Source organism: Sphingomonas sp., from assembly GCF_025362505.1.
Taxonomy (GTDB): Bacteria; Pseudomonadota; Alphaproteobacteria; order Sphingomonadales; family Sphingomonadaceae; genus Sphingomicrobium.
Map to the genome: position 1 here is coordinate 1 of NZ_JANYGG010000095.1, position 21,093 is coordinate 21,093.

24 protein-coding genes are annotated in these 21,093 nt (G+C 64.1%); 11 read left to right on the forward strand and 13 right to left on the reverse strand.

Annotated features, from left to right (window positions below; all coding sequences use genetic code 11):
- Positions 1–922: 922 nt before the first annotated feature.
- Positions 923–1,888 carry a radical SAM protein gene (locus Q0R27_RS09290; protein ID WP_293943663.1) on the reverse strand — a complete coding sequence of 322 codons (966 nt, stop codon included), beginning with the start codon at positions 1,886–1,888 and terminating at the stop codon, positions 923–925.
- 14 nt (positions 1,889–1,902) lie between these two features.
- Positions 1,903–3,315: an FAD-dependent oxidoreductase gene (locus Q0R27_RS09295; RefSeq protein WP_293943665.1), complete on the reverse strand. Its 1,413-nt coding sequence runs from the start codon at positions 3,313–3,315 to the stop codon at positions 1,903–1,905.
- 55 nt (positions 3,316–3,370) lie between these two features.
- On the opposite strand from Q0R27_RS09295, the gene Q0R27_RS09300 reads away from it, so the two are divergent.
- Positions 3,371–4,402 carry an SDR family oxidoreductase gene (locus Q0R27_RS09300; RefSeq protein WP_293943667.1) on the forward strand — a complete coding sequence of 344 codons (1,032 nt, stop codon included), beginning with the start codon at positions 3,371–3,373 and terminating at the stop codon, positions 4,400–4,402.
- Here Q0R27_RS09300 and Q0R27_RS09305 read toward each other — a convergent pair.
- On the reverse strand, positions 4,348–5,166 hold the full coding sequence (locus Q0R27_RS09305; RefSeq protein WP_293943669.1) for a sterol desaturase family protein: 819 nt from the start codon (positions 5,164–5,166) through the stop codon (positions 4,348–4,350). The genes Q0R27_RS09300 and Q0R27_RS09305 overlap by 55 nt on opposite strands.
- A gap of 92 nt (positions 5,167–5,258) precedes the next feature.
- On the opposite strand from Q0R27_RS09305, the gene Q0R27_RS09310 reads away from it, so the two are divergent.
- Together Q0R27_RS09310 and Q0R27_RS09315 are read left to right on the forward strand one after the other, a co-directional pair.
- On the forward strand, positions 5,259–5,840 hold the full coding sequence (locus tag Q0R27_RS09310; protein ID WP_293943673.1) for a TIGR04282 family arsenosugar biosynthesis glycosyltransferase: 582 nt from the start codon (positions 5,259–5,261) through the stop codon (positions 5,838–5,840).
- Positions 5,837–6,568, forward strand: a complete 732-nt coding sequence (locus Q0R27_RS09315) for a glycosyltransferase (RefSeq protein ID WP_293943676.1) — start codon at positions 5,837–5,839, stop codon at positions 6,566–6,568. The genes Q0R27_RS09310 and Q0R27_RS09315 overlap by 4 nt, the downstream gene beginning before the upstream one ends.
- 1 nt (position 6,569) lies before the next feature.
- Here the strand turns inward: Q0R27_RS09315 and Q0R27_RS09320 are convergent, their stop codons facing one another.
- Positions 6,570–6,896, reverse strand: coding sequence for a hypothetical protein (locus Q0R27_RS09320; protein WP_293943678.1), 327 nt, complete (start codon positions 6,894–6,896; stop codon positions 6,570–6,572).
- A gap of 288 nt (positions 6,897–7,184) precedes the next feature.
- On the opposite strand from Q0R27_RS09320, the gene mtnP reads away from it, so the two are divergent.
- Complete coding sequence (gene mtnP, locus Q0R27_RS09325; protein ID WP_293943680.1) at positions 7,185–8,054, forward strand: S-methyl-5'-thioadenosine phosphorylase; 870 nt, start codon at positions 7,185–7,187, stop codon at positions 8,052–8,054.
- A gap of 132 nt (positions 8,055–8,186) precedes the next feature.
- On the opposite strand, the gene hmgA is transcribed toward mtnP, so the two are convergent.
- The 7 genes from hmgA to Q0R27_RS09360 form a co-directional block, all read right to left on the reverse strand.
- Entirely contained in the window at positions 8,187–9,461 is a 1,275-nt protein-coding gene (gene hmgA / locus Q0R27_RS09330) for a homogentisate 1,2-dioxygenase (RefSeq protein ID WP_293943682.1), read from the reverse strand.
- Complete coding sequence (gene hppD, locus Q0R27_RS09335) at positions 9,458–10,522, reverse strand: 4-hydroxyphenylpyruvate dioxygenase (protein WP_293943684.1); 1,065 nt, start codon at positions 10,520–10,522, stop codon at positions 9,458–9,460. Before hppD ends, hmgA begins: the two co-directional genes overlap by 4 nt.
- A 64-nt stretch (positions 10,523–10,586) precedes the next feature.
- On the reverse strand, positions 10,587–10,823 hold the full coding sequence (locus tag Q0R27_RS09340) for a hypothetical protein (RefSeq protein WP_293943686.1): 237 nt from the start codon (positions 10,821–10,823) through the stop codon (positions 10,587–10,589).
- Positions 10,823–11,209, reverse strand: coding sequence for a PspC domain-containing protein (locus Q0R27_RS09345; protein ID WP_293943688.1), 387 nt, complete (start codon positions 11,207–11,209; stop codon positions 10,823–10,825). Before Q0R27_RS09345 ends, Q0R27_RS09340 begins: the two co-directional genes overlap by 1 nt.
- Positions 11,210–11,227: 18 nt before the next feature.
- Positions 11,228–12,016 carry a phage shock protein PspA gene (gene pspA, locus Q0R27_RS09350; RefSeq protein WP_293943690.1) on the reverse strand — a complete coding sequence of 263 codons (789 nt, stop codon included), beginning with the start codon at positions 12,014–12,016 and terminating at the stop codon, positions 11,228–11,230.
- On the reverse strand, positions 12,009–12,146 hold the full coding sequence (locus tag Q0R27_RS09355) for a hypothetical protein (RefSeq protein ID WP_293943692.1): 138 nt from the start codon (positions 12,144–12,146) through the stop codon (positions 12,009–12,011). Before Q0R27_RS09355 ends, pspA begins: the two co-directional genes overlap by 8 nt.
- A gap of 182 nt (positions 12,147–12,328) precedes the next feature.
- On the reverse strand, positions 12,329–12,604 hold the full coding sequence (locus Q0R27_RS09360) for a DUF3297 family protein (protein WP_293943694.1): 276 nt from the start codon (positions 12,602–12,604) through the stop codon (positions 12,329–12,331).
- A 173-nt stretch (positions 12,605–12,777) separates the two neighbouring features.
- Between Q0R27_RS09360 and Q0R27_RS09365 the strand changes: the two genes are divergently transcribed.
- The 3 genes from Q0R27_RS09365 to Q0R27_RS09375 are packed head-to-tail and all read left to right on the forward strand — an operon-like array spanning position 12,778 to position 16,300.
- Complete coding sequence (locus Q0R27_RS09365) at positions 12,778–14,061, forward strand: thiamine pyrophosphate-dependent enzyme (RefSeq protein WP_293943696.1); 1,284 nt, start codon at positions 12,778–12,780, stop codon at positions 14,059–14,061.
- Positions 14,058–15,071: an alpha-ketoacid dehydrogenase subunit beta gene (locus tag Q0R27_RS09370; RefSeq protein ID WP_293943698.1), complete on the forward strand. Its 1,014-nt coding sequence runs from the start codon at positions 14,058–14,060 to the stop codon at positions 15,069–15,071. Before Q0R27_RS09365 ends, Q0R27_RS09370 begins: the two co-directional genes overlap by 4 nt.
- On the forward strand, positions 15,071–16,300 hold the full coding sequence (locus tag Q0R27_RS09375; protein WP_293943700.1) for a dihydrolipoamide acetyltransferase family protein: 1,230 nt from the start codon (positions 15,071–15,073) through the stop codon (positions 16,298–16,300). The genes Q0R27_RS09370 and Q0R27_RS09375 overlap by 1 nt, the downstream gene beginning before the upstream one ends.
- Here Q0R27_RS09375 and Q0R27_RS09380 read toward each other — a convergent pair.
- Positions 16,297–16,773, reverse strand: a complete 477-nt coding sequence (locus Q0R27_RS09380) for a nuclear transport factor 2 family protein (RefSeq protein ID WP_293943702.1) — start codon at positions 16,771–16,773, stop codon at positions 16,297–16,299. The two genes, Q0R27_RS09375 and Q0R27_RS09380, sit on opposite strands and share 4 nt — an antisense overlap.
- 64 nt (positions 16,774–16,837) lie before the next feature.
- Positions 16,838–17,224 (reverse strand): hypothetical protein, encoded by a 387-nt coding sequence (locus Q0R27_RS09385; RefSeq protein WP_293943704.1) that lies wholly within the window; start codon positions 17,222–17,224, stop codon positions 16,838–16,840.
- A 97-nt stretch (positions 17,225–17,321) separates the two neighbouring features.
- Between Q0R27_RS09385 and Q0R27_RS09390 the strand changes: the two genes are divergently transcribed.
- From Q0R27_RS09390 to Q0R27_RS09405, 4 genes are all read left to right on the forward strand, one after another.
- Entirely contained in the window at positions 17,322–17,960 is a 639-nt protein-coding gene (locus tag Q0R27_RS09390) for a hypothetical protein (RefSeq protein WP_293943706.1), read from the forward strand.
- A gap of 219 nt (positions 17,961–18,179) precedes the next feature.
- Complete coding sequence (locus Q0R27_RS09395) at positions 18,180–18,587, forward strand: hypothetical protein (protein WP_293943709.1); 408 nt, start codon at positions 18,180–18,182, stop codon at positions 18,585–18,587.
- 149 nt (positions 18,588–18,736) lie between these two features.
- Positions 18,737–19,741, forward strand: coding sequence for an NAD(P)-dependent alcohol dehydrogenase (locus Q0R27_RS09400; RefSeq protein ID WP_293943712.1), 1,005 nt, complete (start codon positions 18,737–18,739; stop codon positions 19,739–19,741).
- A 5-nt stretch (positions 19,742–19,746) separates the two neighbouring features.
- A partial coding sequence (locus Q0R27_RS09405; RefSeq protein WP_293943715.1) for an acetate--CoA ligase occupies positions 19,747–21,093 on the forward strand: 1,347 nt, incomplete at its 3' end.

Here is a 21,093-nt window from a genome sequence, read left to right on the forward strand (position 1 = left end):
CCCTCCGTCCGAATCGATACTAGGGTAAGTGCAGCGCTTCATTTTGCAAGTGTCTTGCTACCGTGTTCGGGTTTTTCCTTACTTGCAAGAGGTATACCGTTGACGGCACCGTCAACGTAACTCTCTCGATACTGCAAGAAATACGGTTGACCGACGTCGTCAACTGAGTTTTATTGATAGAATGGCCCGATTGCGTTGACGGTCACCGTCAATTGAACTTTAGCGATGGTGCAAAGTTCTACGATTTATAAATCGGGGATTATGTATTCTTTATTCGGCGCCTGCACGCCCGCTCACGAAGGCAGCCATGCGCCGATACTAATTTTATAATGATAGAAAAGCACCGACGGGCGCTCCCGCCGCCAGATATCCGCAGCAAATCGCTGTTGAGTTTCCTGCCAAGTGACGGGTCAATTCCCTGCAAGGCGGCAGTGAATACCCTGCAACCAAGCTCGGACAAAAAAGAGATAACTGCAGAAATCAGCCGGATATCGGTCAAATTATAGAATATTGGCTGCTTTTCTTTTGCCACTTTGGCTGAAAGCAGGGAACCGCGTTCCAGAGACGGGTTCGCAGCAGACTGCGTCGCGCGCCATAATTTCAATAGGTTAGCATCATAAGAATAGGTGGAATTCAACTTCAAAGGCGCAACGAGGGCACGAGGTTGACAAGAAATAATGCGAGAATATTTGGCACGCCTTCGCACTAAGATTGGAGGCTGCGCGGGGGCGGGGTAGCTTGGACGCGTGCTCGTCGCCCGCCTCAATCCAAAAGGCATCGGTGGAAGCCACTCGGCGGGACCAAGTCCCGATCATCGGTTTTTAAAGCCCTCAAGGCGTCTGTTAAGTTGTCGAGATGCCGCGCCAACCGCAAGATCGTCCGTAACCAACGAATAACGCACGAGATTTGGAAACGCCTGCCTTCAGCCAGAGCAGTTGGCCCCACCCAGCACACAAAAGCGCGCGCAGTGAGGGTGATTGAGCAGTACTGACTTCGTCGCCTCGGCAAGGGTGGCTCCCATGTCGAAGCTGGGATCGTAGGGTATCAAGGTGCAAGCAGCGACACGAGCGAGCTTCTCCCCGCGGCGGTGGACGACCATGCGGCTGGTCGCGCACATCACGTCCGCCGGCGACACACCAAGGATCCCCCAACAGGCAGTCGTGATTTCGGGCACATCGGCGCTAGAGTCCATTTCGGGGAAAAGGACGAGACGCGACTGATCGTGCGCGTCGATCGCAATTTTTTCTGCGGCGAACAGCGCGGCATATCCGGCGCGAGCCGCGGCATCGGGTTGGGCAGCAACGTGGCGTCCGGCAACCGCGATCGAGAAACCGTTGGCGGAGAGCCATTTCAGGCCGTCGAGTGCAGGCTGCCAACTGCGAGCGCCGCGCTCTGCTTCGTGAATGCTCGGCGTGTAGTGATCGAGGCTGACGCGAAGCGTGAGCTTGTCGCCAAACCGTTCGCGTAACGCCAGCAGCGCTGCTTCATGCCGCCGCATCGGCTTCATCGCATTGGTCAGGACGAGAACGTTCCGGCCGCTCGCGAGTGACTGGTCGAGCATCGTCATAATCTCGGGATTCATGAAGGGCTCGCCGCCGGTGAAGCCGATCTCGCGGGTCGCGAGCTCGCCCTCGGCGATCTCGTCGAGAAAGCGCGTCACTTCGACAACTGTGAGATAGATCAGCGCGTCGTTGGTCGGCGAGCTCTCGATGTAGCACGTCGCACAGGCAAGATTGCACAAAGTGCCCGTGTTGAACCACAATGTGTCGAACGCGACGAGCGGGACGTGCGCGCGGGGCTCGCCCAGGGCCGTGAGTTGCGGATTAGCGAACTTCGCACGCGGCAGCGGAGGCGCTTCAACGCGAAAAGGCGAAGGTCCTGTCGGCATCGTGCGGGCCCGACTCAAGCGCGCCATTGGCGTGTCCTTGCCACCAGCGCAGCCCAGCGCCTAGGCCATGACCCGAACACCGCGGGCGAATAAGCTGCGAACGCCGCCGCCTTGGCGATCTCGGAGCGCGTCGGATAAGCGACGATCGCCGAACCAAGCGCGAAGGCGGACGCCTTGCCCGAAATGATCTGTGTCCATGGCTCGAGCAGCTCCCCGGCATGTGCGCCGACGATGGTGACGCCGACGACCTTGCCACGGTGGCGGACCAGTTTAAGGAAACCGCGCGTGTCGCCCTCGGTCACGGCGCGATCATTATCGCTGAATTCCTGCCGAATAACATCGACCTGGCCATGACGCTCACGCGCTTCGGCTTCGGTCAGACCGATCTGGGCGAGCTCGGGGTCACTGTAGGTGACATGCGGCAACGCGCGCCAATCGACCTTGCCAGGCCAGCCGAGCGCGATATCGAGGCCGACGAGTGAGCCCTCATACCCGGCGACATGAGTGAAGCGAGGACCCGCGCGACAATCGCCGATCGCATAAATTCGACGGTTGGCAGTACGTCGCCGGGCATCGACGTCGATCCCGTCCTTGCCCGCTTTCACGCCTGCAGCGGCGAGGTCGAGATCGTCGATATTGGCGCGGCGTCCGGTCGCGACGAGCAGGTGGCTTCCGGCCAGGCTGCGGCCGTCATCAAGCTTCACCACGATGGATTTCCCATCGATCATGACGTTCGTCGCCTTTCGCCCCAACTCAAAAGCGACGCCCTCGCTGCGCAATTGCGCGATGACCAGATCGGCTGCATCGACGTCGTCACGCCCGAGCGGCTTACCATGTTCAATTACGGTCACAGTGCTGCCCAATCGGCGGAATGCCTGAGCCATTTCGATCCCGATCGCACCGCCGCCAAGCACGATCAGATGCGCAGGAAGCATGTCTAGCGTGAACAGCGTCTCGTTGGTCAGATAAGGAACGTCCGCCAATCCGTCGACCGGCGGGATTGCGGGTTTTGAGCCGGTTGCGATCACGATGCGTGGCGCGGTCAGCCGACGATTGCCGACTTGCAAGGACTTACCATCGAGGAAATGCGCGGGTGCACGAATCACCTCTATGCCCAGGCTCTCGAAGCGCTCCTGGGCATCGTGCGGCGCGATGGCCGCGATCGCGCCATCGACATGGGCGCGCACGCCCGGCCAATTGACTTTTGGGATCGCCTTGATCCCGAAGCGAGCGCCGTCGCGGGCGCCATGCGCCGCCTTGGCCGCCGCGAGCAGTGCCTTGGACGGGACGCAGCCGGTGTTGAGGCACTCGCCGCCCATCGCACCCGCTTCGATCAGCGCCACCTTCAGCCCGAACATTGCGACGCCTCCGGCCGCGGTAAGCCCGGCCGAGCCCGCGCCGATCACGATCAGATCGAATTTTTCCATCATCAGTCCGTACGTTTGCATGAAAGCATTGGTTGCACCATTGCCAACGGGAAGCATGGCAGCATTGCGTATCCTCATCACCGGTGCGGGCGGATTAATCGGTGGCGAGGTCGCGGCGCGGCTTGCCGCGCGCGGCCACCGGGTGAGTGCGCTGGTCCATCGCAATCCGCAGGTGCGTGGTAATGATGGACACCAGTCGGCGCTTTATCGCGTCCATCACGGCGATGTGTCGGTACCCGGCTTTGACCTCGACGCAGCGGATACAGCCGACCACGATTTACTGATCCACTGCGCGGCGACGACCCGGTTCGACCTCAAGGACGAGGACTATCATGCGGTCAACGTCGTGGGCACCGCTCACGCGATCGAGCTTGCGCGGGCGAGCGACATGGCGCTGCTCCACATCAGCACCGCCTACGTTTGCGGCAAGTATGACGGCTTGGTCCGGGAAGTCGATCGGCCCCGACCAACCGGGTTTGCCAACGGCTATGAGGCGAGCAAGGCGCACGGGGAGGTACTGGTTGCGGCGAGCGGCCTTCGCCACGCGATCGCCCGGCCGAGCGTAGTGGTGGGCGACTTCGAGAGCGGTGCGATCCGGACGTTCGACACAATCTATGCCGCGTTCAAACTGATCGCCGAGGGGCGCGTCCGACACATGGCAGCAAGTGCTGGCGCGACGATCGACTTCGTGCCGATCGACCATGTCGCCGCCGGTATAGTCGCGCTGGCCGAGAATATGACGGCGGCGGACGGTGGGCGCTATCACCTCGTTTCCGCTCAGCCCGTGCCGGTAGCGATGTTCGCCGGCGCGATCGGAGAGTTTCCTCAGTTCATGGCGCCGTTGCTGGTGTCGCCCGATGCCTTCGATTTGGCGGCGCTTCCGCCACTCGAGCGGCGTCTTTATGCACGCGTTGCGGGGCTCTACAGCAGTTATTTCCAGCGCGATCCGCAATTCGACGATGCCCGTTTCCGGGCGTTGACGGGTCTGGTCTGTCCGCCGACAGGCGCTACTTATCTCAAACGGCTGATCGATTATTGTGTGACGGTGGGCTTTCTATCCGACGCTTCCCAGGCATCGCGTTCGTGACCGAAAGGCATGGCGAGCGATGCTGCGATCCCCGTCTCGTTTGGCTCGCAATAGGCCGGCACGCCAATCCTGATCTCGGCCTGCGGCACGTCGAGCCGGAAGGTGCCGTGGAGGTGATCCCACAAGGAAAAGCCGCTCGACCAGTTCGAATCGGTTTCGTCCTGAACGGCACTGTGGTGGATGCCGTGCATCCGCGGCGTCGTGAAAAAGCGTGCCAGGATCCGCTCGAACCGTTCGGGCAAAGCGAGATTGCTGTGGTGGAACAGGATCGACAAGAAGAACCAACCCTGCCAGATTCGCAGCGCTCGCGGCGAAACCCCGATCAGCGCGACCTGCGCGGCGCGATAGGGCGCCGAAATCGCCATATCCGCCGCGTGAAAACGCAATGCGGTCGTCGCATCGAGATCGAGATCGACGTGGTGGACGAGGTGGAAGCGCCACAGCAGCGGCACTTTGTGCGTCGCGACGTGCCACAGGTAGATCGTGTAATCCATCAGCAGCACCGCTGCCGCGTCGCGCGCCCAAGTCGGGAGCGGGAGGGCCTGGACAAGTCCGTCGCGCTTGCGCTCGGCCCGCTCGGCGAGCGGTTTGGTGAGCGGCGCTTCGATCAACGCGACGGTCGCCATGCTGAGCGCACCGAGCACAAGGTTGGTGAGGCTACGCCCCGGCTCGGCCTGCGTGGCCTTGCGCAGTGGTCGTTTCTTTTCGCCCGCAAACAAGGCGATCGCGGCGAGGCCAAGCAACGCGCCGCCTGCGATCATCATTGTCCGGTCACGGCCCTTATCCATTGTCAGAAAACTCGTGTCATCGGCGAGAGTTGCGTGCGCCCGTCTGCCCGTTCGACTATTGCACGACAATGAGCCCGCGCGTCGTCCTGTTCACTCGCTTTCCCGAGTCCGGCCGTGCCAAGACGCGGTTGATTCCGGCGCTCGGCGCGGAGCGGGCGGCACAGCTGCATCGCGTGCTGACCGAACGAACCGTGCAGGCGGTGCGGTCGTCGGGATTGATGCTCGAACTGCGGACGACCGGAGCGCCGACGGCGGCGTTCGAGGAATGGCTGGGGCGTCTGTCGATTATCGATCAGGGAGAGGGTGATCTCGGCAACCGGCTGTCGCGTGCCGGTCCGCCCTATCCGACGATCTTCATCGGAGCGGACGCGCCCGACCTGACCCCCGCCCATCTGCAACTGGCCGCCCATGAGTTACAGAATGCTTCCGCAGTTATCGGGCCTGCCGAAGACGGCGGCTATTGGCTGTTGGGCCTGTCGCACCCAGTCGATGCCGTGTTCGAAGGGATCGAGTGGGGCACCAGCAGCGTGTTCGGCCAAACGATGGACCGGCTTGCCGCTGCCCGGATTGATCCGGTGCTGCTCCCCAAACTCGCCGATTGCGACCGGCCCGAAGACCTCGCGCGCTGGCCAGGGTTGATATCCGAATGACCGATGCGGTCGCCATCGTCATTCCCACGCTCGACGAAGCGACGACGCTGCCGCGCCTCGCCCGCCTGCTGGCTGCACTCGATCCGCCGCCCGACGAAGTGGTCGTGGTGGACGGCGGCAGTTCGGACGGCAGCGCGGCAATCGCGCGCGAACTCGGTCTCAGCGTGATCGAGCATCACGAGCAAGGCCGGTCACGCCAGATCAACCGCGGAGTAGATTGGGTCGCAAGTCCGATCGTCTGCGTGCTCCACGCCGACACGCAGCCGCCCGACGACATGATCGCGGTGATCCGCCGTACGCTGGCCGACCCGAAGGTCGCGCTCGCCGGCTTTACGCCCTTGCTAAGCGGGCCCGACAAGGTGCGCTGGGTGACCTCGTTCCATAACTGGATTAAGACCTGGTACGCGCCACTGCTGTTTCGCCCGCACTTTTTTTTTCGCGGCGTCCGGCTGTTGTTCGGCGATCACGCGATGTTCTTCCGCCGCGCCGATTTCCTCGCGGTCGGGGGCTGCGACCCCGGCATGAGCGTGATGGAAGAGGCCGATCTATGCGTGAAGATGGCGCGCTTCGGCCGCGTCCGGCTGGTCAATCGAGTGATCCTGACCTCGGACCGCCGGGTCGCCGCCTGGGGCGAGTGGAAGGCGAACTGGACTTATCTTACCGTCGGCATCCGCTGGGCAATGGGCCTGCGCGATCGGTTGGGAGATCTTTACCCGCACATTCGATGAGCTATTTTCGCGATTTCTTGCGCACATCCCTGACAGTCGAGAACGCCCCATAGACGATCAGCAGGCCGAGCGCCGCCCACACCCAGACAGGAATGTCATGGCCGACGATCGCCAGATAGAGATAGGCCGATACAAAGCAGAAACCCGCACACAGAATCGGCACGACGATCGACTTGCCCGCCCGCAGCCGCGCTACCAGCCAGCCGATCGACAGCAGGAAAAACGGGACCGCACCGACATAGATCGCGCCGAATACGACCGGATCGACGCCATAGTTCGCGCCAAGCCCGAAGAACCAGTCGTGCACTCGGGCGAACAGGCCGCTCATGCCCCCGTGCCCGCCGGCCACGCCACGAAGACTCGGTCCTCTATCAACGAGGCTTCGAACGGACCAGCCAAGTGAAGCACCGACGGGTCCGTCATCGCGCTGGCGCCCAATCCAGCGTGCGGCAGAAAATCACGATGCAACCTTGTGCCTTGAGGCCGCCAGGCCCCGCGATGGGCTCGGCCGCCTCAGCTCCACTGACGCCGACGCTCGCCAGTGCAAGCGAGAGGATCACAAAACGCATGGCGTGGGCGGTCCAATAATGGGAAATGAAAAGCTGGAGGAGAAGGAATGAACGCGCAATGGACGATCGGGATCATCGGCGGATCCGGATTATACGCGGTCGACGCGTTGGAGGACGCCGAATGGCGCGATGTACCGACCCCTTGGGGGGAGCCGTCGGATCAGGTGCTTCACGGTCGCATTGGCGATATTGCCTTGCGCTTCCTGCCCCGCCACGGGCGCGGTCACCGCATCCCACCGCATGAAGTCAACGCACGCGCTAATATCGATGCGCTGAAGCGGAGCGGCTGCACCGACTTGCTCGCGATCTCCTCGGTCGGATCATTACGCGAAGAGCTCGAGCCCGGGCGCTTCGTTATCGTCGATCAATTCATCGACTGCACCGTGCAGCGGCCACCCAGCTTTTTCGGTTCCGGCATGGTCGCACATGTCTCGATGGCCGAACCGGTGTGCCCACGCCTGACCGCGTTCGCCGCCAACGCAGTCACCGCGACAGGCGGCCGAGTCGCCGTGGGCGCAACCTACCTGGCGATGGAGGGGCCGCAATTCTCGACCCGTGCGGAAAGCCTGCTCTATCGTGCGTGGGGAGCCGACGTGATCGGCATGACCGCCATGCCCGAGGCACGCCTCGCTCGCGAGGCGGAACTGCCATACGCGCTGATCGGGATGGTCACTGATTATGATTGCTGGCGCGAGGAAGGCGCCTTCGTCGAAGTGGCCCAGGTGATCGAGCAGTTGGCCGCCAACGGGGCGATCGCCCGAGTGGTGCTCGAACGCTTCATTGCGGCGTTGCCGTCGCAGCGTACGCCCTCGCCACTCGACACCGTGCTGGACAACGCGCTTATCACCGCGCCCAATGCGCGAGATCCGGCAGTGCTGGCGCGGCTGGGAGCAATCATGGCGCGCGTCCTGGGTTAGAAAAGCAGGTCGCTTTGCAAGCAAGTCGCCAACGGCAGCCATACTTCGCCTTCGGACGAAACCGGCAAGATAGCGGCCAAAGCAAGGTGTTGGGATCACTTCCTTTTTTCGCTGACTCCTCCCCCAAGGTCATCAGGCGCGGGGCAATATCGCCTTTGGGAACTGTGCCCACGCCCCGTCATAGTCGGGCTGCGCGCTCGATAGCGCCGCTGCAGTGGGCACGAACGGCAACGCGCTCTCGACCATGAACGCCATCGTGTCCTCGATCTTGTGCGGCTTCAGTTCCGCCGCGCTTGCGCCGCGCCAGCTGTCGAGATCGGGGCCATGCGCGCTCATCCGGTTGTGGAGCGACAGTCCGCCCGGCTCGAACCCCTCGGCCTTCGCGTCGTAAGCGCCACCGACGAGCCCCATGGCCTCCGACATCAGGTTGCGGTGGAACCACGGCGGCCGGAACGTATCTTCGGCGACCATCCAGCGCGGCGGAAAGATGACAAAGTCACAGTTGGCGCGGCCGGCGGTCTCGCTCGGGCTGGTCAGCACGGTGAAGATCGACGGGTCGGGATGATCGAAGCTGACCGTCCCCAATGCGTTGAACCGCGCCAGCTCATAGCGGCATGGCGCAAGATTGCCGTGCCACGCGACAACATCCAGCGGGCTGTGATCAAGACTGGTCGACCATAATCGCCCACCGAATTTCTGAACCAGCTCAAAGCGCTCATCGCGATCCTCGAACCATGCCACCGGGGCTTCGAAATCGCGCGGATTAGCGAGCCCATTTGATCCGATCGGACCCAATTCGGGTAGCCGGAACAACGCGCCGTAATTCTCCGCCACATAGCCCGACGCCGCGCCCTCGGGGAGCGTGACGCGGAAGCGCACCCCGCGCGGGATTAGCGCGATGTGGCCCGGCGCGACGTCGATTCGCCCAAACTCGGTCAGCAGCTCGATCCGCCCCGACTGGGGGATGATCAGCAGCTCGCCGTCGGCGTTGAACAACACCCGCCGCTCCATGTCGCAGTCTGCGGCATAAAGATGCACTGCACACCCCTCGAGCCGTTCGGCCGAGCCATTGCCGAGCATCGGCGTCAGTCCATCGACGAAATCCGCTCCCGCCTCTGCCTGCGCGCGCGCCCATCGCAGCCGGTTGGGCGCGAGCGGCAGGGCGCTTGCCGCCTGGTCAAAGGCGCTCGCGCAAGGCACGAACGCCGCGTGGCTCGCACTCGGCCGCAACCGATAGAGCCAGCTTCTCCGATTCTCGTGCCGTGGCGCGGTGAATGCCGTTCCCGACAATTGCTCGGCATAAAGCCCGAACGCCGGCTTCTGCGGCGAATTGCGCCCGACCGGCAACGCACCTGCAACCGCCTCGCTCGCGAAATGATTGCCGAAGCCGGTCAGGTAATCGTTCATAGCTCGCTCGTCGCCGGGATCACCCCGCGGCGCATCTGGTCGAGCTCGAGGCTTTCGAACAACGCCTTGAAATTGCCCTCGCCGAACCCGTCATTCCCTTTGCGCTGGATAATCTCGAAGAAGATCGGCCCGACCATATTCTCGGTGAAGATTTGCAGCAGCAGGCCGCCGCCGGTTTCAGGCGCGCCATCGATCAGGATGCGCCGCTTGCGCATTTCGGCGACGTCATGGCCGTGCCCCGGCAGCCGCTTGTCGATCAGGTCGAAATAGCTGTCATTAGTGTCCTGAAACCGCACCCCATTTGCGCGCAGCGCATCGACCGTCGCGAAGATATCGTCGGTCGCGAGCGCGAGGTGCTGAATGCCTTCGCCGTTGTAATCACGCAGGAATTCCTCGATTTGGCTGCGCTCGTCCTGGCTCTCGTTGAGCGGAATGCGGATCTTGTTGTCGGGCGCGGTCATCGCCTTGGAAAACAGGCCGGTCGATTGTCCCTCGATGTTGAAATAGCGGATCTGGCGGAAGTTGAAGATGCGCTCGTAGAAGCCCGCCCAATGCGCCATCCGCCCGCGGTTCACATTGTGCGTCAGATGATCGAGCGTATGTAGCCCGACTGAGTGGTCCTCTGTCCCGGCGCCTTCGACCGGTTCGAAATCAATGTCCCAGATGCTTGCCCCGCCGCGCTCGTCGACCAGATAAAGGTTCGATCCCCCGATCCCCTCGATCCCGGGCAGGTTGAGTTCGCCCGGCCCCGCATGGCTGTTTACCGGTCGCGCACCTTTGTCGACCGCGATCTTGAGTGCCTTCGCCCCGTCGGCCACTCGAAACGCCATCGCGTTCGCGCTCGGCCCATGCTCGGCGCGAAAGATGCCGACCTGCCCGGCGGGCTCCATGTTGAGGAGGAAATTTATATCGCCCTGAGCATAGCGGCGGACGTTTTTCGATCGATGCGTGCCGACGTGGGAAAAACCCATTGTCAGGAACAGGGCCGCCAGCGCATCGGGGTCGGGGCCGGTAAATTCGACGAACGCAAATCCGTCGAGGCCCATTGGATTGTCGATCATGCCAGCGACTCCGCGATGTTCGTTTCAACTGAAACTACCGCAAATTACGGGCCGCGACAAGTCGTCAGACATCAATCCCTTCGGCGATCGCCTCGAGCTTGCGCACCCGCTCTTTCAGGTCGGCAATCTCGATCCGCCCCCCGGCACGGACGACCGGTGCCGCGTCTTGCCCGCGATCAATCTCGAGCCGCCTGAGATCGAGCCACCCGCGCCAGCCCTTGAGGATTGCGACCGCCATGACGCTCAGAGCGACGACCAGGCTCGCCCCCATCAGCGCGATCGAAACAGCGGGGTCGCTCATCACCGCTCCTCCCGCAGCGCTTCGATCTCGCGCGCCAGCTGGTCGTTGGGCTTGGCGAGATGATCGTCGATCGCCATCAGCCGGCGGTCGGTCGAATCAAGGTCGTTGCGCATCGCATGGACCGACGGCCGCACCTTGCCAACGTCCGCCATCCGGTCGAAATCACTGCGCCGGTCCTGGCCGATCCGCGTCGCGTTGTGCTTCTGGAAGTGCAACCAGATCCCCGCCCCGACATAGGCGATCAGCGCGAACTTGATGCTGACGATCAGCGCGAAGGCGGCAAAACCGATGCGAATGATCGTCGGATCGACATTGGACACATCGCCCAACGTCGAGCACACCCCGGCCAGCTTCTTGTCGCGGCGGTTCATCGAATATCGTGCCATTTCCCGTTTCCCTTTTAATCAATGACGCGCCGCGCGCGCCGCCTTCATCTGTTCGAGCGCGGCGTCGACCGCGTCGCTGCTGCGCAATTCGGCAATCTCTTCCTCCAGGCTTTTGGGCCCGCTCATGCCCAGCGCGTCGGCCATCCCCTCGGCGAGGTCAGCGCGGCGTTCGAGCTGCTCGAACCGCGCGAAGGCGTCCTGGGCACGACTACCATTGAGCGTCTCGCTGACCCGGGCACGCGACACTGCGCTTTCAATCCGGGCAGCGATCGACGCCTGCCGCGCCCGCGCCTCGCGCAACTTCGCCTGCAGCCTGGCGATGTCCTGCTCATAGCCCTTGAGCACCGCGTTCAGCCCGTCGATTTCGGCGCGCAGCCCGTCGGCCATCCCGGCCGCTTCCTGCCGCTCGCCAAGCGCCGCTCGCGCCAGGTCCTCGCGGCCTTTCGCCAGCGCCAGTTCGGCCTTTTCGCTCCACCCGTCGACGATCGTGTCGAGGCGGGCGAGCGCGCGGCCCATTTCCTTCATGTCGGCGATTGTCCGGGCGGCGGTGGCGCGGATCTCGACCAGCGTTTCTTCCATCTCGATGATGATCACGCGAATCATCCGTGCGGGGTCCTCGGCGCGATCGAGCAACTCGGTCATATTCGCCGCGATGATGTCGCGCGCCCGGCTGAATACCGGTCCCGACAGCAGCCCGACGAGCGGCGCGAAGCGGAGCGTTTCCGCCTCGCCCTGATCCGCTCGCGGCATGCGCGGAGTGCGCGTCGGCGCGACCGCCTCGATCGGTTCAAGGTCAAAATCAGGCATAGGTTGCGGCCGCGAATGGGGCGGCGGTGGCGGCACCCGGGGCAACCGCGGCACCGACCGCGATCGAACTCATCAGCAGCGCCACGGCGAACACCGCGATCTGACGCTGGACATTTCCACGAGCGAACATCTTGAAACTCCCTTTTTGCCGGACCGCGACGAATGCGGCCCGATGCAAAGGGTAATACAAGAGCCGTGCCAATTGCGGTTTTGCGCCAAAAAACTTTGGCGATCTGGATTTGGGAGGAGTGGTTGGCGGAAATTCCCACCAGCTATTGGGATGGACCGCCAACTATGGCCGGCGCGACCGCCTTATGCGTCGCTCTCGGCGGCCTCGTTCGGCGTTGCATCGCCCAGAAACGGCTCGACCTTGCCCTTGAGCTTCAACGTCATCGGGTTGCCGTGACGATCGCGGCTGCGCCCGGCGGCGACCTTGATCCACCCTTCCGACACGCAATATTCCTCGACGTTGGTCTTCTCGACCCCGTTGAAGTTGATCCGCACCCCCTTTTGCAACAGGTCGCCGTCGAAGTGCGGGCTGCGGGGATCGAGCGAAAGCCGGTCGGGCATCTGATTGGTTTCTGACATCGCCGCGCCCTAGCCCCGCCGTGGCGAGCCGGTCAATTGCCGTGGATTGCCAAGTCGGCGCACATCGTTGCGTTTCGTTGCATGCGTAACTTTGATACGTCGTCCCTCTTCAACCGGCGCCGCGAACCGCCTAGGGGAAGGCAAGTCGTCGACGCGCGGCTGGAAGGATGAGGATGGTTGAGGAAAGTGCGCGGGCCAATCGGCCGACGCTGACGCTGCATGTGCCCGAGCCGAGCTACCGGCCCGGCGATGCGCCCGATTTCTCGAGTGTTCGGGTGCCTCCCGCCGGAGACGCGCCGCGTCCCGATGTCACTGCCCCGGCCGCCGAGACTCACCCGCTCACCACCCACCTCGTCCGCGTCCTCGACGACGACGGCCGCGCGGTCGGTCCCTGGGATCCGCGCCTTTCGCCCGACACGCTGCGCTCCATGCTGCGCCACATGAAAACCGTGCGCGTGTTCGACGACCGCATGTATCGCGCCCAGCGGCAAGGCAAGACCAGCTTCTACATGAAGTGCACCGGCGAGGAGGCGATCGCGGTCGCCGCAACCCACGCCCTCGACCGCGACGACATGCACTTCCCGACCTATCGCCAGCAAGGCATCCTCATTGCGCGCGGCTATCCGCTCGAAACGATGATGTGCCAGATCTACTCGAACGCCGCCGACCCGCTCCACGGTCGCCAATTGCCGATCATGTATTCGGACAAGGCGCACGGCTTCTTCTCGATCTCGGGCAATCTTGGCACCCAATATCCGCAGGCCGTCGGCTGGGCGATGGCCAGCGCGATCAAGGGCGACAGCCGCATCGCGATGGGCTGGATCGGCGAAGGCGCGACGGCGGAAGGCGACTTCCACTCCGCGCTCACCTTCGCTTCGGTCTACCAGGCCCCCGTCGTCCTGGCGGTCGTCAACAACCAGTGGGCGATCTCGAGCTTCTCGGGCATCGCCGGGGCCGAGCAGGCCACCTTCGCCGCGCGCGCCGTCGGCTATGGCATTGCCGGCATGCGGGTCGACGGTAACGACGCACTGGCCGTCTATGCCGCCACTCGCTGGGCCGCCGACCGCGCCCGATTGAACAAGGGCCCGACGCTGATCGAGTATTTCACCTACCGCGCGGAAGGTCATTCGACCTCCGATGACCCGACCGGATACCGCCCCGCGGGAGAGGCCGGGGCGTGGCCGCTCGGCGACCCGATCGCCCGCCTCAAGGCCCACCTGGTCGGCTTGAACGAATGGGACGACGACCGCGACGCCGCCCTCGACAAGGAGATCGACACGCAGGTCCGCGCCGCTCAGAAAGCCGCCGAGACCAACGGCGTCCTCCCCCAGCAGGGCTTCGACCGGATCGGCTCGATGTTCGAGGATGTCTTCGCCGACACGCCGTGGCATTTGCGGGAGCAGCGCGAACAGGCCCTTGCCGAAGCACGCGAATTCCTCGGACACGAACCGTCATGACTACGCGCAACATGATCCAGGCGATCAACGACGCCCACCACGTGATGATGGCCCGCGACCCCGATATGGTCGTGTTCGGCGAGGACGCGGGCTATTTCGGCGGGGTCTTCCGCGTCACCGAAGGCCTCCAGCGCGAATTCGGCAAGACCCGCTGCTTCGACTCGCCAATCTCCGAAGCGGGCATCGTCGGCACCGCGATCGGTATGGCCGCCTATGGCCTCAAACCCGTCGTCGAGATCCAGTTCGCCGATTACATCTACCCCGGCTACGACCAGATCGTCAGCGAGCTCGCCCGCATGCGCTACCGCACTGCCGGCGAGTGGACCATGCCGGTCGTGATCCGCTCACCTTACGGCGGCGGCATCTTCGGTGGCCAGACCCACAGCCAGTCGGTTGAGGCCCTGTTTACCCATATCTCGGGGATGAAAACCGTCATCCCCTCAACGCCCTACGACGCCAAGGGACTGCTGATCGCCGCGATCGAAGATCCCGACCCGGTCGTCTTCTTCGAACCCAAGCGGATCTATAACGGCCCGTTCGACGGCCACCACGACCGGCCCGTCACCCCCTGGGCCAGACACCCGGCGAGCGCGGTGCCAGACGGCCACTACACCGTCCCGCTTGGCAAGGCGGCGATCGTCCGCCCGGGCGAAGCCGTCACCATCCTCGCTTATGGCACGATGGTCCACGTCGCGCTTGCCGCCGCCGAGGAAAATGGCGTCGACGCCGAGGTCATCGACCTGCGCACCCTGGTGCCGCTCGACCTCGACACCATCGCCGCCTCGGTCGAGAAGACCGGCCGTTGCCTCATCACGCAGGAAGCCACCCGCACCTCCGGGTTCGGTGCCGAATTGAGCGCTCTTGTTCAGGAACGCTGCTTCTATTGCCTCGAAGCCCCGATCGTCCGCGTCGCCGGCTGGGACACGCCCTATCCGCACGCCTATGAATGGGTCTATTTCCCGGGTCCGCTGCGCATGAAGAACGCCCTCAAGAAAGTCCTGGAGTCGTAATGGCCCGCTTCATCTTCAAGCTCCCCGACATCGGCGAAGGCATCGCCGAGGCCGAGATCGTCGCGTGGCACGTCAAATTGGGCGACCGCGTCGAGGAAGACCAGCAACTCGCCGACATGATGACCGACAAGGCCACGGTCGAGATGGAATCGCCCGTCGCGGGCACGATCGTCGCGCTGGCCGGCGAAGTCGGCGACCAGGTCGCGATCGGCGCAGCGTTGGTCGAGATCGAAATGGACGGCGAAGCGACCGCTATGACCGCGAAGGTCCCGCTCGCCGATGGCGTCGTCACGCCGACCGAGGCAATGGCACAGGCCAACCCGACCCTCGACAAATCTACTCCACCCTCGGCCCCTCCCGTTGCCGTGAAGGGGGCAGAAAAAACCCTCGCCTCCCCAGCGGTCCGCCAGCGCGCCCGCGACCTCGGCATCGACCTTGCCCAAGTCCGCACGACCGCCGACCGCATCCGCCACTCGGACCTCGACGCCTACTTGCTTTACAACGGCGGCAGCATCTCCGGCTCAGCCCCGCACCGCCCCGACGAGACCACGAAGGTCGTCGGTCTACGCCGCAAGATCGCGGAAAACATGGCGGAGTCCAAACGCCGCATTCCCCACTTCACGCTGGTCGAAGAATTCGACGTCACCGACCTCGAAGCCACCCGTGCGATGATGAACCGCGACCGTGGCGACCAGCCGAAGCTGACCCTCCTCCCCTTCCTCATCACCGCGATGGGCAAGGCGATCGCCGACTGGCCGATGCTCAACGCCACCTTCGACGACGACGCGATGATGCTGACCCGCCACGGCGCGATGCACCTCGGGATGGCGACCCAGACCCCCGGCGGCCTCATGGTCCCCGTCATCCGCGACGCTCAGTCCAAGTCCGTCTGGCAACTGGCGCGCGACATCGGCCACTTGGCCGATGCGGCCAAAACCGGCAAAGCAACCCGCGACGAACTCACCGGCTCGACCATCACCCTGTCGAGCCTCGGCCCGATGGGCGGCATTACCTCGACCCCGGTCATCAACCGCCCCGAAGTCGCGATCATCGCGGTCAACAAAGTACAGTTGCTCCCCGCCATCATCGACGGCGAGATCGAGGCGCGCAAGCGGATGAACCTCTCGCTCAGCTGCGACCACCGCGTCGTCGACGGCTGGGATGCCGCGAGCTACCTTGCAGCGATGAAGGCGCTGATCGAGAACCCGATCCGGTTGCTGAGCGCCTAGCGTTCCGGCGTCGAAGTCGCGCCGGAGTAGATCCAGCTACTGATTTTCCATCCCGTTAGTTCATGCGCCATCACGAAGGCCATCGACCCCGCGCCCGCCATCTTCGTGCCATTCTGCGTGAAGCGATAAGTGGTCGGCAGCACGATGTAGGCGCTGGTCCCGTCACTATTTGCCTGGATCGGCTTGCCATAATCGATCCGCCCGTCGCGGATGCCGCGACGCTTGGCGTCGGCATCGTAGTCGCTGGCCCAGCGCTGGACGGATTGCGGGCCGCCCCACACAAACGGCGCGAACTCGTCGACGATCAGCGCGCCGTCGCGATGCGCCGCGAAGAAGGCGTTGATGTCGCCGCCATTGAATTTGTCGAGTACCGACGTAACCGTCACGGTCGCGTCGTCGATCGGGGCTGCAAATGTCGGAGTGGCACTTGCCATCAGCGCCGCCGTCAGCACGCCCAGGAACATTGCCCGCATTTCATTTCCCCCCTTATTAGATGGGAGAAAGCTGCGCTTGCTCCATCGACGAGTCAAGCCACGGCTATTTCTTCGCCTTTAGCTCGTGCCAGCTCGTTTCTTCGGCCTCTGCGTCGAGCTTGGCGATCAGCGCTCGTGATGCCCGCCCATAACGCTTGGCGAGCCCAGCGTGGCTTTCGTGGACTCGCGGATCATTTGCGCGGATCGCCGCGACAACCTCCACGTCCGCCCGGCGAAGCAGATATTCGACCTCGCCGAAGTCTTCGCGGCGGAGGGTCTGTTCGGGCTCCAATGGCCCCGGGCTAATCATCTCGGTCTCCGCTTGAATGGTGCGGCCTTTTCGCCGTTGCCCGATGAATCCCCCATGAAGCGGGGCGACGCCAGTCGAATGCGGCACCCCGCCCCACTCAGGCGGCGAGCCGCTCGACCTCGACTTGCTCTGGCGATCCACGCTTGGTGCTTCGCCAGATTCGCAATTTCCCCAGCCGGAGCGCATGACGGCAATGCACGATCGTGCCTGTTGCGTTGACTCTATCGGAGGACTAACCATGCCGATCGACGACTTCAATCGCCGCACGATCCTCGCCGCCGGTCTGGGCGCGATCGCCGCGCGCGCCGCCGCCGCGCCGCTCGACTTGACCGCTCGCCAGGACCTCGGGCCATTCTACCCCGTCATCCGCCCGCTCGATCAGGACGCCGACCTGACCCGAGTCAGCGGCCGTCGCGGGGTTGCCAACGGGCAGCGAATTATCATCAGCGGGCGGGTCCTCGACCACGCGGGCCGAGCGGTGCCCCACGCCGCGCTCGATATCTGGCAGGCCAATAGCCATGGCCGCTACGCGCACCCCGGCGACACGCATGATGCTCCGCTCGATCCCAATTTCCAGGGCTCGGCGAAGATCGTGGCCGATGCCGCCGGCCGCTATCGCTTCGTCACGATCAAGCCCGGCGCCTACCCCATCGGCGGGGGCCTTCAGCGCACGCCGCACATCCACGTCGATGTCATGGGCCGCTCCCAGCGGCTGACGACGCAGATCTACTTTCCAGGCGAGCCGCTGAACGCGACGGACATCCTGTTCCCCCACGCCTCCCCTCAAGCCTCGGTCATCGCCCGGGCACTCGGCGCGGTGCCGGGCGCGGCGGAAACGCTGGCCTTCGGCTGGGACGTGGTGCTGATGACCGGCTAGGCCGAAAGCTTCTCCACCTCGCCTGCCGGCGACGAGCTTGTCGTCGACCGGGCGGCCCACAATCCGGACTGACGGGCTGCACGGTCGTGGCTATTTTGCGTCCAGTTTGGATATAAAATCCTACCTTAACTTTGTTGTGTTTAGTCTTTGAGCCGGCAAGAGGTACGAATGACAATCAGCGAAAATTTTGAGTATTCCGCGGTCAGCCAAACTGAACCGATGAGTGCTGAACAGCAGCGCGTGGATTCGATCCACGCGGGTTTCCGCGCAGAGGCATTGTCGCGCCCGCTCAACGCGTTTCACGCGTCACCGCCGCCGCGCCCGTCGATCCGGCGCGAACCGCCACCGCAGGACCCGGCCCTGATCCCGACCGACAATCCGCTCAGCCTGCGCATCGCGGAAGAGCTGGAATTCGCGCGTCGCATGATCGAGTCGCTCGGCGACACGCTGTGCACCGATCCGTTGCTGCTGACCCGTCACGCGGTGGCGTTGCAGTCAGTCGATATCGTCGGTCAGATGCTCGGCCATCTGGCGGACGTGACCCGCTCCTCCGCTCCCGAGCGCGCCGCCGAGCGGATCGGCATGAGCGACCTCAGGGCCCGACTAACCCGCCGCGCCTCGCTCTGACAGCCGCACGTTGATGTGTCGCTCTTTGTAGGGCTGACACTCGGCGCGGCTCGGCCTAATGCTCCCCACGCAACAACGATCGGGAGCGACTCATGGTAACGACGGCACATGGCTGGGGTACTGATTCGGCGGACCAACCGCTGAGGCCAATGACCTTCGACCGCCGGGTGCCGCGCGCCAATGATGTGGTGATCCGCATCAGCCACAGCGGCATCTGCCATTCCGACCTCCACACCTGCCGCAACGACTGGCACAACTCCCGTTATCCGGTCGTACCCGGCCATGAGATCGTCGGCACCGTAACCGAGGTCGGCGACGAGGTCACCCGGCACGGCGTTGGCGACATCGTCGCGGTCGGCTGCATGGTCGACAGCTGCATGGCCTGCCCCCAGTGCCTCGAGGGCTGGGAAGTGTTCTGCGAAAAGGGCACGGTCGGCACCTACAATGGCATCGACAAGAACGATGGCTCGCTGACCAAGGGCGGCTATTCCGATCACATCGTCGTGCGCGACCATTTCGTCTGCAAGGTGCCCGACGGGATGGACGTCGCCCGTGTCGCGCCGCTGCTGTGCGCGGGCATCACGACCTATTCTCCGCTGCGCCAGTATGGCGTGCGCGAGGGCAGCAAGGTCGCCGTCGTCGGCCTCGGCGGCCTCGGTCACATGGGGGTCAAGCTCGCCGCCGCGATGGGCGCGCACGTCACCATGATCACCACCACCGCGAGCAAGGGCTCCGACGCGCGCGCGCTCGGCGCCGATGATGTCATCCTGTCGACCGACGCGGAACAGATGAAGGCTGCGGCGAAACGCTTCGACTTCATCCTCAACACCATCCCGGTGAAGCACGACATCACGCCTTACCTCCAGTTGCTTGGCCGCAGCGGACGGATGGTGTTGGTCGGAATGATCGACGTGATGCCCGAATTCCACAGCTTCAATCTTCTCTCGATGAACCGCGCAGTCGGCGGATCGGCGATTGGCGGCATCCCCGAAACGCAGGAAATGCTCGACTTCTGCGCGGCGAAGGGAATTTACCCCGAATGCGAGATGATCCCGATGAACCAAGTAAACGAGGCCTACGAGCGTCTCCTGAAGAACGACGTCCGCTATCGTTTCGTAATCGACATGGCATTAGCAGCGCCGCCGGTAGAGTAAGCGTCATGAGTGAAGCAGTCGTCCCCGTCCCCGCCGACTTCGACGCGCGCGTCGGCCCGGTCGAACTCGCCGCGCTTCACTCAGCCTTCGCCACCGACGCGCCCGCCTTCTGGCTCGACCAGGCGAAGCGGCTCGACTGGACCCGTTTTCCGACCAAGGCTGGCGACTGGTCGTTCGACCAGGCCGACTTCCACATCCGCTGGTATGAGGACGGCCAGCTCAACCTCTCGGTCAACTGCCTCGACCGGCACCTTGCCGAGCGGGGCGACCGCACCGCGCTGATCTTCGAGGCCGACGAACCCGGCGAGGGCCGCCCGCTCACCTACCGCGAGCTGTACGAAGAGACCTGCCGTTTCGCCAATGCGCTGAAATCGCGCGGCATCGGGCGCGGCGACCGCGTCATGATCTACCTGCCGATGATCCCCGAAGCGGCGGCGGCGATGCTCGCCTGCGCCCGGATCGGCGCGGTCCACTGTGTCGTGTTCGGCGGTTTCTCCCCCGAAAGCCTGGCCGACCGCATTCGCGATTGTGGTGCGACCGCGGTCATCACCGCCGACGAGGGCCGTCGCGGCGGAAAGCCTATCCCCTTGAAATCCAATGTCGACAAGGCGCTCGCCACCAGTCCGGTCGACACCGTCATCGTCATTCAGCGCACCGGCGGCGACGTACCGATGACGCACGGCCGCGACCTCGGTTGGAGCGACCTTCGCCTGACCGTCCAGCCGGACTGCCCGCCCGAGCCGATGAACGCCGAAGACCCGTTGTTCATCCTCTACACCTCGGGCTCGACCGGCAAGCCCAAGGGCGTTGTCCACACCACCGGCGGCTACGCCACCTGGGCGGCGACTACCTTCGACTGGATCTTCGGGACACGCGACGACGACATCTTCTGGTGCACCGCCGATGTCGGGTGGATCACCGGCCACAGCTATACCGTCTACGGCCCGCTGCTGTCCGGCGCGACTAGCGTGATGTTCGACGGCGTCCCCAACTACCCCGACCACGGCCGCCTGTGGGAGACGATCGACCGCCTCGGCGTCACCATCCTCTACACCGCCCCGACCGCGATCCGCTCGCTGATGCGCGAAGGCGATGACTGGGTGACCAGATACAGCCGCGCCTCGCTGCGCCTGCTCGGAACGGTCGGCGAACCGATCAACCCCGAGGCATGGGACTGGTACTGGCGCGTCGTCGGCGACAAGCGCTGCCCGGTCACCGACACCTGGTGGCAGACCGAGACCGGCGGCATCCTCATCGCCAACTTCCCCGGCGCGATGGACATGAAGCCCGGCAGCGCCACCCGCGCCCTCCCCGGCATCGAGCCGCTGCTGGTCGACCCCGAACACCGCGAA

Coding starts and splice junctions, on each gene's coding strand:
- Q0R27_RS09340 (WP_293943686.1), bottom strand. CDS start 10,823: ATGAGCGACCCCGCTGTTTCGATCGCGCTGATGGGGGCGAGCCTGGTC.
- Q0R27_RS09345 (WP_293943688.1), bottom strand. CDS start 11,209: ATGGCACGATATTCGATGAACCGCCGCGACAAGAAGCTGGCCGGGGTG.
- Q0R27_RS09355 (WP_293943692.1), bottom strand. CDS start 12,146: ATGTTCGCTCGTGGAAATGTCCAGCGTCAGATCGCGGTGTTCGCCGTG.
- hmgA (WP_293943682.1), bottom strand. CDS start 9,461: ATGAACGATTACCTGACCGGCTTCGGCAATCATTTCGCGAGCGAGGCG.
- Q0R27_RS09310 (WP_293943673.1), top strand. CDS start 5,259: ATGAGCCCGCGCGTCGTCCTGTTCACTCGCTTTCCCGAGTCCGGCCGT.
- hppD (WP_293943684.1), bottom strand. CDS start 10,522: ATGATCGACAATCCAATGGGCCTCGACGGATTTGCGTTCGTCGAATTT.
- Q0R27_RS09365 (WP_293943696.1), top strand. CDS start 12,778: ATGGTTGAGGAAAGTGCGCGGGCCAATCGGCCGACGCTGACGCTGCAT.
- Q0R27_RS09400 (WP_293943712.1), top strand. CDS start 18,737: ATGACCTTCGACCGCCGGGTGCCGCGCGCCAATGATGTGGTGATCCGC.
- Q0R27_RS09305 (WP_293943669.1), bottom strand. CDS start 5,166: ATGATGATCGCAGGCGGCGCGTTGCTTGGCCTCGCCGCGATCGCCTTG.
- Q0R27_RS09395 (WP_293943709.1), top strand. CDS start 18,180: ATGAGTGCTGAACAGCAGCGCGTGGATTCGATCCACGCGGGTTTCCGC.
- pspA (WP_293943690.1), bottom strand. CDS start 12,016: ATGCCTGATTTTGACCTTGAACCGATCGAGGCGGTCGCGCCGACGCGC.
- Q0R27_RS09315 (WP_293943676.1), top strand. CDS start 5,837: ATGACCGATGCGGTCGCCATCGTCATTCCCACGCTCGACGAAGCGACG.
- Q0R27_RS09390 (WP_293943706.1), top strand. CDS start 17,322: ATGCCGATCGACGACTTCAATCGCCGCACGATCCTCGCCGCCGGTCTG.
- Q0R27_RS09380 (WP_293943702.1), bottom strand. CDS start 16,773: ATGCGGGCAATGTTCCTGGGCGTGCTGACGGCGGCGCTGATGGCAAGT.
- Q0R27_RS09370 (WP_293943698.1), top strand. CDS start 14,058: ATGACTACGCGCAACATGATCCAGGCGATCAACGACGCCCACCACGTG.
- Q0R27_RS09320 (WP_293943678.1), bottom strand. CDS start 6,896: ATGAGCGGCCTGTTCGCCCGAGTGCACGACTGGTTCTTCGGGCTTGGC.
- Q0R27_RS09375 (WP_293943700.1), top strand. CDS start 15,071: ATGGCCCGCTTCATCTTCAAGCTCCCCGACATCGGCGAAGGCATCGCC.
- Q0R27_RS09290 (WP_293943663.1), bottom strand. CDS start 1,888: ATGCCGACAGGACCTTCGCCTTTTCGCGTTGAAGCGCCTCCGCTGCCG.
- Q0R27_RS09360 (WP_293943694.1), bottom strand. CDS start 12,604: ATGTCAGAAACCAATCAGATGCCCGACCGGCTTTCGCTCGATCCCCGC.
- Q0R27_RS09295 (WP_293943665.1), bottom strand. CDS start 3,315: ATGGAAAAATTCGATCTGATCGTGATCGGCGCGGGCTCGGCCGGGCTT.
- mtnP (WP_293943680.1), top strand. CDS start 7,185: ATGAACGCGCAATGGACGATCGGGATCATCGGCGGATCCGGATTATAC.
- Q0R27_RS09300 (WP_293943667.1), top strand. CDS start 3,371: ATGGCAGCATTGCGTATCCTCATCACCGGTGCGGGCGGATTAATCGGT.